Raw genomic sequence first — 14,188 nt, 5'->3', positions numbered from 1 at the left:
ATGCAACATAAAAGCTTAGATGAAATCAACGGGAGTGTTGACGTACCAAATGTTTACGAAAGTGCATTCTGGCAGAAATTTCTTGCATATAGCGGCCCCGGAGCCTTAGTAGCGGTCGGGTATATGGACCCTGGTAACTGGCTGACATCCCTTGCTGGGGGAAGCCAATACCGCTACCAGCTACTTGTAATCCTATTCACCGCGATTCTAATTGCCATGTTCATGCAATCATTGTCAATTAAACTTGGTGTCACCACCCGTACTGACCTTGCACAAGCTATTGCCGGTCGGTTGCCAAAACCACTTAGAATTGTACTCTGGCTACTCAATGAGGTCGCAATGATGGCTACCGACCTAACAGGAGTTGTGGGGACAGCTGTAGCGTTAAATATGTTATTCCGATTGCCGCTCTTAATTGGGGTGATTTTAACAATTGCAGACGTTTTAGTAGTCCTCTTTTTCCTCCACTTTGGGATTCGACGGATTGAGTTTATCGTCCTTAGTGCAATTTTGATTGTCGGGATAATCTTTGCCATTGAAGTATGTCGTGCCCATCCCCACTTTGCTGCAATTATGGATGGATTTATTCCACGATCTGTTATCTTTACCAATCACAGTGAATTACTAATCAGTCTCGGAATCGTTGGAGCGACAATTATGCCCCATAATATCTACCTGCACTCATCTCTCGCCCAAAGTCGCCGCTATGATGAACATGACCCCAAACAAGTTAAGGAAACGCTCCGTTTTGCTAATTGGGATTCTTTAATTCACCTTTTTGCTGCCTTTATCGTCAATGCGTTATTACTTGTCCTTGGTGGCACCCTTTTCTTCCATGCTGCCAGTCTCGGCAGCCTGGAAGATGTCTTTTATGGGCTTAAGAATCCGCATATTGTTGGTAGCCTTGCCAGTCCATTAATGAGTTGGCTCTTTGCTTTTGCCTTATTAGTAACGGGGCTAATTTCTTCCATCACTAGTACGCTAGCTGGGCAAATTGTAATGGAAGGCTTTATTAATATCCGCTTACCATTATGGCAACGGCGATTATTGACGCGGGCAGTTACCCTGGTGCCGATTTTAATTATCGGCTTTATGATTAACTTTAATGAGGAACAGTTTGAGCAATTAATCATTTACGCGCAGATTGTTTTAAGTATCGCCCTGCCGTTCACTTTGTATCCACTAGTCGCACTAACCGGCAGCAAAAAGATGATGGGGCAACACGTTAATGCACCTTGGCAAACTGTGCTTGGATATGTTTTAGCTAGTGTAGTAACAGGACTAAATTTACTTGTTCTATTTTAGTTTTTCACTGTTCTATCGTTAATTTCAGTAAATAATCCTTAAATAAAATAATGCAATCTCCAATTTATTGCGTATATAAAATATAGGAGAGATCTCATCCGAATTTTTATTCAAGGAGAATAAGCATGAACAACGAATTACGCAAAAAGTGGGACGATGCCGATTTAACAGATGACTATATCTTTAATAAGGTGATGCTAGATAAGGAGATTTGTCTAGAGCTATTGCGAAGGATTTTACCAGACTTAAATATAAAAGATATTCAATATCCCAATAACCAGCAAGAACTCTCACTCGCACCGGATGCAAAAGCAGTACGATTTGATATCTACACAACTGATGAGCGGAATAATCACTACGACATTGAAATGCAAGTCGTTAACGAACATAACCTTGCTAAGCGAATTCGTTATTACCAAGCCGCTAGCACAATGGAAGCATATGATAAGGGAAAAACATATGATTTTGCTGATGATTCCTATGTAATTTTCTTTTGCAACTTCGATCCCTTTAATCTCGGCTTTCAATGTTACACACTGCATAAGCATATCGATAATGCCCCAGAACATATCATTAGAGATGGGCAAACTGACATCTTATTCAACATTCCATCAACCAACCATGACGTAACCCCTAAAATGCAGGCAGTTCTTGATATGATTGCCCAGCGGAATATTGAAGAACCTGATGCTTTTGTCGTAAAATTAAGGGAAAGGATGCGAAAAGTCAAGCAAAATCGGAAATGGAGGGCGGAATATATGCGACTCTCAATGTATGAAATGGACCAGCAAATTCGAGAACGAAAGATACAGGAAATGCAGGCAAAAGTTAACGAAGCGAAAAGTAAACTAAAAGAGGGACAAGCCAAGTTAGAAGAAGGGCAAATCGAGTTAAATAAAGGCAAAAGTATATTAGCCGAAAATCAAGCAAAATTAAATGAAGACAGAAGTAGATTAGCTGAAAACCGAGCTAAGTTAGATGAAGACAGAAGTAGATTAGCTGAAAATCAAGCTAAGTTAAATGAAGATAGAAGTAGATTGGCTGAAGATCAAACTAAACTAAATGAGAGTAAAAGCAAACTAGTTGAAGATCAAGCTAAATTACAAAACGAACAAGATAAGCTAAAGAGCAAGTGGCATGAAATAAATAATGTTCAAGAGAAGGATATTAAAGCGCTTATTGTAAAATTACAAAAAATAGGAATTAATGAGGCAGCGATAAAAGAGTGTGTCAAAACTAGTTATAAGCTGGATAATAAACAATTACAGAAATATTTTAGCAACTAAATAAAATGGTGGTTAGCTTGGAATCTTCCAATTACTAACCACCATTTTTAATATTAAATTCTTTTCGCCACTATTACTTTTTGCCCATTAATTTTTCTAACTGAAATATTCTTAATGCCATAATATTCCAAGAGTTGTTCATACCGCTGCATATTACCAGAATCAATAATCGCTAACGTGCCGCGGGCTGCCAATACCCGTACTGCTTCCTGAAGAACACGGCCTCGTGTAATCGCAGGCTTTACCTGTTGAAGTCCTGTAATAATCACATAATCAAAACAATGATCGGCAAATGATAAATTAGTAACATCAGTCAACACAGCTTTAGCACGATCAGCTACTGCAGCTTCTTTGATCAACCCTTTCAATCTTTGCTCCTGTTTCTCATTTGCTACGACACCAATGATCTTGCCCGGATTAGTTAATCGCTTGGCAAAATTAATAAAAGCTTTTCCATTGCTGACACTCATATCAAGGACCTGAACATTCCCCGTCATGTTTAGGTCAGCACCTATTCTATCCCATTCGCGTCGCCGTTGGATAAACCAATAAATTATTCCCAAAGCAACTACAACAATAACTATTCCAATTACAACTCTCAATTCTCTTCACCTATTATTTAACTAACAATATCGTTTAATTTTCGAATATCTTTTAAATTCCCTACGACTGTAATCTTATCATGTGGTTGAATTACATCATTAGCTTGCGGCATCTGGTTGACTTCATCATCTTGGCTAACGATGATAATCACATTAACATTATATCGGTTACGAAAGTCTAAATCATCAAGGGTCTTACCAAAAAACTTAGGATTATTGATATTAACTTCTGCCAGTGTAATCTCCTTACTAAGGGTTACATAGTCGATCACACTGGGATTTAATTGCTGAAAAATCAGCCGTTCTGCCAAGTCATGTTCAGGACGAACCACCATGTCAGCGCCGACTCGCTCAAGAACTCGCGCATGGTTCACATTCTCTGCCCGGCATATTACATCCGGTGCACCTAGTTCCTTAGCAATCAGGGTCGCCATGATACTAGCTTCGACGTTTTTTCCGATTGAAATGTATACATGATCAAAACTACCAATGTCAAGGTCACGCAAGGCGTCTTCATCTTGTGCGTCCGCAATTACTGCCCGCATAACAGAACCAGCAAACTCGTTAACCACTTCTTCGCTGGAATCAATCGCTAATACCTCTTGTCCTGCCTGTACTAACGCTTCACATATTGATGCGCCAAATTGTCCAATTCCAATAACTGCGTAACTTTCTTTTTTAGCCAATTAACACACTCTCCTCTGGATAACGATAATTTTTCGCTGTTGTACTAGCATTCAAAATTGAGAACATAACAGTATAAATTCCCACCCGTCCAACAAACATTAGAAACATAATAATAAATTGTCCTAATAAATTCAGGTGCGTGGTAATCCCTAGAGAAATTCCTGTTGTTCCAAACGCTGCCACCGCTTCAAAGGTAACATAAGCCAATGAATCATGCTTTGGTAAATCTTGAGTTTCTACAAGAACCAAGATTGCAACAAGCAGAATAAATAAAGCAACAAACAACAACGTCAAAGCACGATAAATATTTTCTTGTGTAAAACGACGATGAGCAAACGTTGTATCGCGTCGTCCTCTTAACGTTGCAAAGCTTTGAATAGTTAATAAGCCAATAGTAGTTGTTTTAACACCCCCGGCAGTTGATCCCGGCGTTCCACCAATAAACATTAAAATAACTGTAAAAGCAATACCAGCAGCACTTAGGTCAGTGTAAGGAAAAGTAACCAGCCCAGCAGTACGGGGAGTTATTGCCATAAAAACGGTATTGATGATACGGTTAGTAAAAGTTAATTTATCGCTTAACTGAGCTAAATTTTTCTCCGTAATAAAGTAAACAATAACCGATAGAACAAATAAAACCGCTCCGGTTCGTAATGCTAACTGCGTATGTAATGATAAACGGTGGTATTTAGGATAATTAAGGATATCTTTCCATACCAAGAAACCAAGTGAACCCGCAATGATCAAGACCGCTAATACACATAACATATACGGATCATTCGCGTAGTTTGCCATGCTGTTATCAAACAGGTCAAAGCCAGCATTACAAAACGCCGATATCGAGTGAAAAATGCTAAACCAAATCCCCTTCCTCAGACCATAGCGAGGGTAAAAATCAAAAAATAGAAAAATCCCTCCTGCTAACTGGATCAGTAATGATAGTCGAATAATAAGATATACAATATTTAACTGAGAGAGATGGTCAAGGTTGAGTGCCTCCTGAGTTAAAAGTCTCGTGGACATCCGCATTCGTTGACGGACAAGAAGCGACATCATAACCGCAAATGTCATAAATCCCAGACCACCAACTTCCATTAAAATTGCAATTACAATTTGCCCAAATAATGTCCAATGATGGGCGGTGCTAACTAATGTTAATCCCGTTACACAAGTTGCACTGGTTGACGTAAAGAAAGCGGTCATAAAGTTGGTTGTTTCTCCAGGTCGTGTTGCAAACGGTAAGGAGAGCAAAATTGTTCCCATAAAAATAACAATTAAAAAACCGAATGTAAGAATTTTGGGAAATGTATATTTGTGTTTATTTATTTCAATCACTTTTATCCCTCCTCGTATTAAAGATTACTCAACTAATTATAAGCGTTTTTGTTAAATTCTAAACCCTTTTTTATTTCCCAGGAAATCATCTTGAGAAAGCGCTACAATATAAGTAGGATTATTAATATTGCTTTTCCTTGAAAGGAGACGTTTTTATGTACTATTCAAACGGGAACTATGAAGCATTCGCTCGTCCGCGTAAACCAGCGGGAGTTGATAATAAGAAAGCGTATATTGTCGGTGCTGGTTTAGCTGGTCTTTCTGCTGCCGTCTTTTTAATTCGGGACGCACAAATGCCAGGTAAAAATATCCATATTTTTGAAGAATTACCAATTGCTGGTGGTTCTTTAGATGGTCAAGATCGTCCAGACGTTGGCTTTGTTACTCGTGGCGGTCGTGAAATGGAAAATCACTTTGAATGTATGTGGGACATGTACCGCTCAATACCATCACTAGAGATTCCAGGTGCCTCTTACCTTGATGAATATTACTGGTTAGATAAGGATGATCCAAACAGTTCAAATTGCCGACTAACCTACAAGCGCGGTAATGAAGTTCCAACAGATGGTAAGTACCTTCTTGGCAAATCTACTAAGGAATTAATGAAACTAATTCTGACACCTGAAGATCAGCTTGGTGACTTAACTATCGGTGATTACTTCTCTGAGAATTTCTTCAAGAGTAACTTTTGGATTTACTGGTCAACCATGTTTGCCTTTGAAAAGTGGCACTCTTTAGCTGAAATGCGCCGATATGCAATGCGGTTTATCCACCATATTGACGGCTTGCCCGACTTTACAGCTCTTAAATTTAATAAATATAACCAATATGAATCAATGACTAAACCATTGCTTGCCTACCTCAAGGACCACGGCGTAAAGTTTGAGTATGATACACAGGTTCAAAATGTCCTAGTTGATACCAAGAATGGTGAGAAGCACGCCAAAAAGATCATCCTCAAACAAAATGGCGAAGATAAAACTATCGATTTAACCGATAATGACCTCGTATTTGTCACTAATGGATCGATTACCGAAAGTTCCAACTATGGTAGTCATCATCAGATTGCACAACCAACTCGTGCACTGGGCGGCAGCTGGAAATTATGGGAAAACATCGCTAAACAATCACCGGCATTTGGTCATCCAGATGTCTTCTGCAAAAACATCCCTAACCGTAGCTGGTTTATTTCTGCAACCGCAACTATTGAAAATCCACAAGTTGAGCCATATATTGAACGTTTAACTAAGCGTGATCTTCATGACGGGAAAGTAAATACTGGTGGAATTATTACCGTTACCGACTCCAACTGGATGCTAAGCTGGACAATCCACCGTCAGCCACACTTTAAGAGCCAAAAGCCAAATGAAACAATTGTCTGGATCTATGGCCTCTACTCTGACACAGAAGGTAATTACATTAAAAAACGGATTGTTGATTGTACCGGCGAAGAAATTACTAAAGAATGGCTCTACCACCTCGGCGTTCCAGAAGCCCTAATTGATGATTTAGCAAAAGAAGAATCGATTAATACTGTTCCAGTTTATATGCCATTTGTTACCAGTTACTTTATGCCACGGGTTAAGGGTGACCGTCCTGCTGTTGTCCCAGAAGTCTCTGCTAACCTTGCCTTTATTGGTAACTTTGCTGAATCGCCAACTCGTGATACTGTCTTTACAACTGAATATTCAGTTCGGACTGCAATGGAAGCCGTTTATAGTCTCCTTAATGTTGATCGCGGTGTTCCAGAGGTATTTAATTCAATCTATGATATTCGGGAATTAATGCGGGCAATGTATTACATGAATGATAAAAAGCCACTCGAAGAAATGGACTTGCCAATTCCAAAGGTCATTGAGAAACCATTACTTAAGAAAGTTAAGAAGAACTGGATTGGTGAGTTGATGGAAGAACAACATCTGCTTTAGAAATATCAAAATAAGGGAGTAGGGCGCAAGTTATCCTTAACTTTTGCTCCACTCCCTTCACTAATTACACTTAGAGGAGTTATTACTATGAAAAATAATACTGTTGAACAGCAATTAAACCACCGGACAATTCGTGCTTTTAAGCCAACAACCCTCTCCAAAGAACAGCTAACCACCCTTTATTCCGTTGCCAGTCATACGCCAACCAGCATGTTTATGCAGCAAATGTCAATCATGCACATTACCGATCCAGATAAGCGCGCAGCCATTAGGGAAGTAAGCAAACAGCCATACGTAGGAGCAAATGGCGATCTTTTAATCTTCCTAGTTGACCTTTATCGCAACCAACAAATTCGGCAACAAAAAGGTAAAGATGATGGCCGGCTCCATACTGCTGATATCTTCTTCCAGGGTGTTGATGATGCAATTATGGCCGCCCAAAATGTGATTACCGCCGCTGAAAGTATGAATCTCGGCGTGGTTCCTCTTGGCTCGATCAAGAATGATCCGCAAAAGATTATTGATGTTCTCGATCTTCCTAAAATGACTTTCCCCGTTTTAGGTCTGCAAATCGGTATTCCTGATCAACAGCCACAACTAAAGCCCCGTCTTCCACTAAAATTTATTGCATTCGACAACGATTATCATCGAGAAATTAAACTTGCTGACTTAGCAGATTATGACCAAGAAGTTACTACTTACTATGACTTGCGTGACGCAAATCGGCGGATTGATTCATTCACCAATCAAATTGCCGGAGCTAAGCTTGACCATCATTATACCAAGCGTGATGAGATCATGAAGGTATTGCACCAACAAGGTCTCTGCACTGACGAAGAGATTTAATTCATCCCCTCTAAGGCAGCTAACGTTGTTAAAGTCGCATCATAATAATTTCTTGTCGTCACTGGTTTGCTGAAAATATACTTTTGACTAACAAATAAATTGTCATACCCCTTATTACGATTACAGCTAACAGCATAAAATATCGGTGCGCTGAAGCTATTTGACTGGTACTTGACCAAGCGGCGACCTTCTAACGAATACCCTGCCGTAACATAATATTGGTCACTAAAAAACCTCATCATCTTATTTAAGACCTTTTGAGCGCGGGGATCATCACTTTGGGCAAGCATCATCGGAACCCGACAAGCATTGGCCCCGTAATCACCATCATGAATACTTGCAACTGTCCGTGCCTTTACTGCACTAGTAGTCTTTTCATCTGCCCACGCGAAATCCGGTACAAGCCCTGTCCGATGCTGGCTGCTTAATATAACAAGCCGGTCTAGCATATTGTCTTTAACAATCTGCCATTGAATGTCATGACTTGTTTCATAAAGGTCGTCGAATACATCTGGCATAACATCCGATGTCCGTAACAAATAATAGTATTTTGATTCTTTGGTAACCCAATCACCAACAGTTAATGTTTGCGTGGTTGGGTTATATTCGTATCTTAAAATATCCGCTGCAATATTACGTTCTATTTTTTGGTAATAGGCCGACCGATTAGGCCATACTACAGCTGCGTGATGCAATGCTGCCGCAATGTATAAATCGCCATCTGTAGCACTGTTATAGTCAGTTACCCACTTTCCATGCTTATTATATTTTTGACGCCATGCCATTAAATAGGTTTGACGACCATTTACATAGTCACGATGGGCTAAATAATAATTTAATAACTTTTCAAAATCGGCTTGCCTTGCCCATCCCTTCTCGCCGGCTTTGGCGATGAGTTGAAGACCATATCCCTGCGCTTCTGATAAGGCAATTGGCCGTGTCTTGTTATTGCTTGTATTAACAAAAGCCTGTTGATCATTCTTTGCTACCAAGTATCCGCTCTGCCATCGTTCATAAGCCTGTCGTTGGATATGTTCCGGATTTTTTGCTCGAACTAGCACCAATGTCGTAATGTACATGAATGCTACTATCGTTGCTAGCAGCCAAATATATCCTGGGCGTTTCATTCCCGCATTCGCTCCTCACTTAATATTTTAGTCCGCAAATCGTTTGGTCTTTACCCATTTGGTCCCATCACGGTGCATTAACTTATCAATTCCTACTGAAATCACTGCATTAATTGAAACAATGATAAACAATTGTGAATATGTAAAATATGATGCAAGGGCTAACCAAATTTGTTTATTGGTTGCTTGACCAAATTGAGTTGCGGAAGCAGTTGTAATTTGTAAAACGTAAAGAATAATCATTAACAACCAGTTAAATAGCAATAATTGGGCAATTAGGATATTACTCTCACCGAATGTAAATGGAATCAGTACGTGTGGCTTAAAAAGATGAATAAACCAGAAGATAATATTCGTGATAAAAATAATGTCTGAAAGAACAATTGCAGCATTAAACCAGAAAAATGTACAGGAATAGTAAAATGTTTCTAGTTTCACCCGCCAATTGCTACGATCAAATAAGTGCCTAAAATTTTTTAAGACTACCTGATAATTACCCTTAGCCCACCTTAATCGTTGAAAATAGTAATCCCTAAGCTGCTCAGGTTCTTGCTGGAAAGCCTCCGAATTATAAGCTAGCGCAATTAATTTCCCGCTTTGCATAATTTTAAACGAGATATCCGTATCCTCGGTTAAAGCGCCATTCTCCCATCCCCCAATTGACTTCACGTATTCTCGTTTAATAATAAAGTTCGTTCCGGGTATCCGACCAATTTTAAATAAATGCCAAATTGCACAATGTTGGATTCGTTGAGTGACAACGATCTCTTGATTAATACAACGGGTTAAAAAGTTTTGCTTAGCATTTCTCGTTTTATTACGACCAAATACTGCCACATATTTTAGCGGATTTTCTAGCCCTTTACGCACTAAGAAGTACAAGGCATTTTTTTCTGGCATCGCATCGGCATCATAAACTGCAATGTATTCACCCTTGGCAACTTTGAGAGCATCATTTAAGACACCAGCCTTGCCACCCTGACCGTGACGTTCAATCACACGTGCATTACGGTGCTTATATTTGATCATCTGTAATACAGCCTGTGCACGTCTAGCAGTCTGATCACCACAATTATCAGCATAAATCAACAATTCGGCCTTTTCTGTCGGATAGTTTAGGTCCAGAATTGCCCTAGTTGTCTGTGCGATAACAACTTCTTCATTATGCGCAGGAACAATAATCGTAACTGATGGATAATGTTCTAATGGTTCAATATCAACTACTTTTTTGCTATGTGTTAGCCAAAAATGAACAGCCCCGGCAAGGGTTAGCGAAGCCATTAGTAATGAACTCCAAATTGATAGCAGTGTCACAATCATTACAAATTCTTGCATTATCTTTTCTCGTTTCTATCAGTATTTAAGGTTGTCTGCTCAATACGGAAATAAATTATCCATTGAAGAACCGCAAAAACCATTGCGAGGATAAAAAAGATAAGGGTAACAACAATTGCCAACCAAAAAAACGTCCGTACCATTTATTTATGACTCCCTTCTTAAGTATTCAACAACGATATCTGTTTCCATATCTCTCTCAATATGGCGCATTACACTTTCTAATGTCTCAAACGACGTTACGTTAATATCATCTACTTTTAAGTGTCCCCATTTAAATTGCGGCGTTGCCTTACCGATTAGTAAATCTGCTAGGCCTTCACGGGTACTTTGGTTTTGATAGGCAAATGTGATATTGGGCAAATGATACGACAAAATTAAAAAAGTACCATTTCCCAGGAAATATAATGCCTCTGACGGTAGCCTGCGCTCTTTTAATACGTGGGCAATTTGTTGCAACGCCTGATTATAATCATCATGATGAAACTGGCGAAACTGCTGGTTATGAACCCAATGAATAGCGGTAACATCGATCCACAAGTCCGCTATTTGTTCTTTAATAATAAAGCGAACTTCTTTTTGATAAATTTTGTTGGCGTTATACCCCGTTTGTAGTTTTACAACCTGGTTATAGTTGGCAGCATAACTCTCAATATCTTTACGATTACGATCTAACCAGCCTAACTCACCAATCACATAACGACTAAAATAAGCTAACGCTGCTGTCAGGGGAAATGCAGCGAGGAGCATTAGCTTTAACGGGGTCTCCATTACTATGTATCCTAACAATAAAATTGCACTGCCAATTGTTGTCAAACCGATAACTAACCATGTAACGGCAATGCTAGGAATAAGGCTGCCAACAACTAACCCCAAAATAATCATCACCATCATTGCCGTCATAACAAAATGTGCATATTGCCCAGCCCACCACATCATCAGGACAACAATTATGACCAGTGAACAAAGTGTGGCAAGACCCGCTTCTACAACATGGCGTCGAATCATATAACTCTCTTCCTCTCTGATAAAATGAGCAGATAATATATTAGCATACCTGTTGCTAGTTTTCACTAGTTTAAAGTCTTGGTAGAGTAGCATTTAAAGCCGCCTTGTGAATTTACTTATCATTTTATATTGCGTTATTTACCATCATAAAATCGCCTTTTGATGATATTTAAATTTATAAACAAATAAAATAATTTTGTTTATTTTTGTAGTTTGATAAGCAAATTATCGTTTTAAACAAAAACAGAATCAGCAATCCAATTTGCCGATTCCGCTATCATGATAATAATTATGAATAATATCGATTAAAATATTACTTTGTGTAGTCAACGTTCTTTGTTTCTTTGGTCGTAAGCCACGATACAACTGCTAATACAGCTAATGCGAGCATGTAGTATCCGGCCGAGTGGAGACCATAATGTGCGATTAGCCAAGTAGTCATCGTTGGAGCAACCGCGGCACCAACCACGGCAGCAAGGTTATATGTAATTCCCGCACCAGAATAACGAACCTTAGTTGGAAAGAGTTCTGGTAAAACTGCGCCAACAGGGCCATATAAGGTACCCATCACTAAGAAACCAACACCAAGGAATAACAGCATTCCGGTAAGATTATGCTGTCCGGTAAGGAACATTGGGAAAACAAGGGAGTAAACTACTAATGCTACTGAAGCCGTTAATAGCACTTTCTTTCGGCCAACCTTATCCGCTAAAACAGAAGTTAAAACAATAAGAACCGCAAATTCAACAATGGCCCCCATTAAAAGAAGTAAAAACTCAGATGGACTAAACCCAAGAGCAGTCGTTGCATAAGATAATGACCAGGTCGTTAAAGTAAAGAATAAAGCATAAGTAGCAGCCATGATAAATGTCCCTTTAAGGATTTCTCGCCAATTCGTACGGAAAACTTCCCGCAATGGAGACTTAGTCGTATTATCCTTTTCCTGTGCTAACTTAAACAATGGGGTTTCTTGTAAACGGCGACGAACATATAAACCGATAAATACTAAGACTGCTGATGCCCAAAATGGAATCCGCCAACCATAACTCATCATTTGTGCTGGCGTTAAAACTCGTTCTAAAACGAAGAAGAGTCCGTTACATAGGAAGAAACCAATTGGTGCACCGACCTCAGGGAAGGAACCGTATAAGGCCCGCTTATCTGCCGGAGCGTTTTCAGTTGCAACAAGGACCGCACCTGACCATTCGCCACCAAGTCCGATCCCTTGAACAAACCGGCATAAGCATAGCAATAGTGCTCCCCATACACCGATTGATTGGTATCCGGGGATAAAACCAATTGTCACAGTTGAAACACCCATGACGAGTAATGAAACCACTAACGTCTTTTTTCGGCCAAGGCGGTCACCAAAATGACCAAAAAGGAATGATCCAACCGGCCGGGCAACAAATGCAACTCCAAATGTCAATAGACTAAGTAATGTAGCTAACAATGGCGTCATCTGGGGAAAGAAAACTTTGGGGAAGTAGGCAGCTGATGCAGTTCCATAAGCATAAAAATCAAAAAATTCAATCGCTGTTCCCATCATTGATGCTAAAATAACTGTTTTAACCGGGTCGCGTCGTAATTTTGGTCTAGTTTGTGTTGCTGTAACTGTATTTTCCATTTCTCTTACCTCTCTCAATTATTTAATACTAGCGTCTGTCATCTCTTTCAGTTAAAATGTCGCTTTCCATTTTAGTTCATCACCCTTTCAAAAATAAAAACCAGCTAACTGCTAAACAGTTAACTGGCTGCCAAAGATATTGCGCTACCGTTTCACTGTTCGCACTGCCTTTAATCTCAGGTAATGCGAACAACATTAAATTATCCGCATCACCTAAATAATGACCCGAATAATAATAATGTTTTGTTGTGTGTTTGTAGCAAAAAGCATATCTTTGTCCTCTTTTCTTTTTTCGATGAATAAAATATTACCATGAATAAAATTACATTTCAATAAGTTTTCTAATTTATTTTTAATTTTAAATTCTAATTAACTAAAAAAGTCTGATCTCTTAGTGCAGGAGAGATCAGACTTCAACTTAGTAAACTCAATCATGAAACAAATAATGTTGTTGATATTAATTGGATAAAGGGATGTGCTGTTCCACTGACGAGTTTTTCTAATATCTAACTTAAAATAAACAAGTGGATTTCTTGTTCTTATGTATTATATCACAATAATTGTGAAAAAGTTAACTAATATCTTGAATTATTCAAAAATAATAAAGTAATAATTGATTAATTAGCCATTAGCATCAATTTATCACCAGTGATTTATATCACAATAGTAAAACAACTACTAAATTTGCCATTCCACAAATATAACTTTCAAAAATAAATATTTTTATGTGCTTGATGTTGAAAAAAAAAAAGGTAATATAAGGGTGATAAATAAAATTTAATAAATTTATTTAAAAGAAATGAATTTATTCTTTCTGATCCCCCCACTTGGTTCAGTTGCCTTGAATCTAACAGCTATCCTCTAGCAGCTATCATTCATCGTTTTTTATTTATCATTTTTCATTAAAAAGGAGTGGATCTAAGAGATATTTTAATTTTGTTTTGTTAACCTTATCGGCAACATCAATTACAGCTAATTTATCTTAACCCCACAAGCTACTTTTCTTCCTTTACTTATAAATAATTAAATTACTTGTTGGCATGGGCCGGTACTATTAACTTAACACTGGGATCTCTTTTGGTGTTTCTCTTACCCTTTAGAA

At 38.7% G+C, this 14,188-nt stretch carries 12 protein-coding genes; 4 read left to right on the top strand and 8 right to left on the bottom strand.

Annotated features, from left to right (window positions below; translation table 11 throughout):
* Both IEU90_RS06255 and IEU90_RS06250 read left to right on the top strand, forming a co-directional pair.
* Positions 1-1,305 (top strand): Nramp family divalent metal transporter, encoded by a 1,305-nt coding sequence (locus tag IEU90_RS06255; RefSeq protein WP_153709853.1) that lies wholly within the window; start codon positions 1-3, stop codon positions 1,303-1,305.
* 125 nt (positions 1,306-1,430) lie between these two features.
* Positions 1,431-2,591, top strand: a complete 1,161-nt coding sequence (locus tag IEU90_RS06250; protein WP_153709852.1) for an Rpn family recombination-promoting nuclease/putative transposase — start codon at positions 1,431-1,433, stop codon at positions 2,589-2,591.
* A gap of 53 nt (positions 2,592-2,644) precedes the next feature.
* On the opposite strand, the gene IEU90_RS06245 is transcribed toward IEU90_RS06250, so the two are convergent.
* From IEU90_RS06245 to IEU90_RS06235, 3 genes are read right to left on the bottom strand one after another with little or no spacing between them, the layout of a single operon-like run.
* The gene (locus tag IEU90_RS06245) at positions 2,645-3,193 is read right to left on the bottom strand and encodes a class I SAM-dependent methyltransferase (RefSeq protein WP_153709851.1); all 549 of its coding nucleotides are present in this window, start codon (positions 3,191-3,193) and stop codon (positions 2,645-2,647) included.
* Between the two features lie 17 nt (positions 3,194-3,210).
* Positions 3,211-3,879: a potassium channel family protein gene (locus IEU90_RS06240; RefSeq protein ID WP_153709850.1), complete on the bottom strand. Its 669-nt coding sequence runs from the start codon at positions 3,877-3,879 to the stop codon at positions 3,211-3,213.
* Positions 3,872-5,215 carry a TrkH family potassium uptake protein gene (locus IEU90_RS06235; RefSeq protein ID WP_188357885.1) on the bottom strand — a complete coding sequence of 448 codons (1,344 nt, stop codon included), beginning with the start codon at positions 5,213-5,215 and terminating at the stop codon, positions 3,872-3,874. The genes IEU90_RS06240 and IEU90_RS06235 overlap by 8 nt, the downstream gene beginning before the upstream one ends.
* Before the next feature lie 155 nt (positions 5,216-5,370).
* Between IEU90_RS06235 and IEU90_RS06230 the strand changes: the two genes are divergently transcribed.
* Together IEU90_RS06230 and IEU90_RS06225 are read left to right on the top strand one after the other, a co-directional pair.
* Positions 5,371-7,143: an oleate hydratase gene (locus IEU90_RS06230; protein ID WP_153709849.1), complete on the top strand. Its 1,773-nt coding sequence runs from the start codon at positions 5,371-5,373 to the stop codon at positions 7,141-7,143.
* A gap of 87 nt (positions 7,144-7,230) precedes the next feature.
* Positions 7,231-7,989 (top strand): NADPH-dependent oxidoreductase, encoded by a 759-nt coding sequence (locus IEU90_RS06225; RefSeq protein ID WP_153709848.1) that lies wholly within the window; start codon positions 7,231-7,233, stop codon positions 7,987-7,989.
* Here the strand turns inward: IEU90_RS06225 and IEU90_RS06220 are convergent.
* The 5 genes from IEU90_RS06220 to IEU90_RS06200 form a co-directional block, all read right to left on the bottom strand.
* Complete coding sequence (locus tag IEU90_RS06220) at positions 7,986-9,116, bottom strand: glycosyl hydrolase family 8 (RefSeq protein WP_153709847.1); 1,131 nt, start codon at positions 9,114-9,116, stop codon at positions 7,986-7,988. The two genes, IEU90_RS06225 and IEU90_RS06220, sit on opposite strands and share 4 nt — an antisense overlap.
* 27 nt (positions 9,117-9,143) lie before the next feature.
* The gene (locus IEU90_RS06215; RefSeq protein WP_153709846.1) at positions 9,144-10,451 is read right to left on the bottom strand and encodes a glycosyltransferase family 2 protein; all 1,308 of its coding nucleotides are present in this window, start codon (positions 10,449-10,451) and stop codon (positions 9,144-9,146) included.
* Positions 10,451-10,594, bottom strand: coding sequence for a hypothetical protein (locus IEU90_RS06210; RefSeq protein WP_188357884.1), 144 nt, complete (start codon positions 10,592-10,594; stop codon positions 10,451-10,453). Before IEU90_RS06210 ends, IEU90_RS06215 begins: the two co-directional genes overlap by 1 nt.
* A 4-nt stretch (positions 10,595-10,598) precedes the next feature.
* The gene (locus IEU90_RS06205; protein WP_153709845.1) at positions 10,599-11,459 is read right to left on the bottom strand and encodes a hypothetical protein; all 861 of its coding nucleotides are present in this window, start codon (positions 11,457-11,459) and stop codon (positions 10,599-10,601) included.
* 313 nt (positions 11,460-11,772) lie between these two features.
* Positions 11,773-13,086: an MFS transporter gene (locus IEU90_RS06200; RefSeq protein ID WP_153709844.1), complete on the bottom strand. Its 1,314-nt coding sequence runs from the start codon at positions 13,084-13,086 to the stop codon at positions 11,773-11,775.
* Positions 13,087-14,188 lie beyond the last annotated feature (1,102 nt).

Source organism: Limosilactobacillus caviae, assembly GCF_014635905.1.
Taxonomy (GTDB): domain Bacteria; phylum Bacillota; class Bacilli; order Lactobacillales; family Lactobacillaceae; genus Limosilactobacillus; species Limosilactobacillus caviae.
This window is presented reverse-complemented; position numbering and strand designations above follow the sequence as displayed.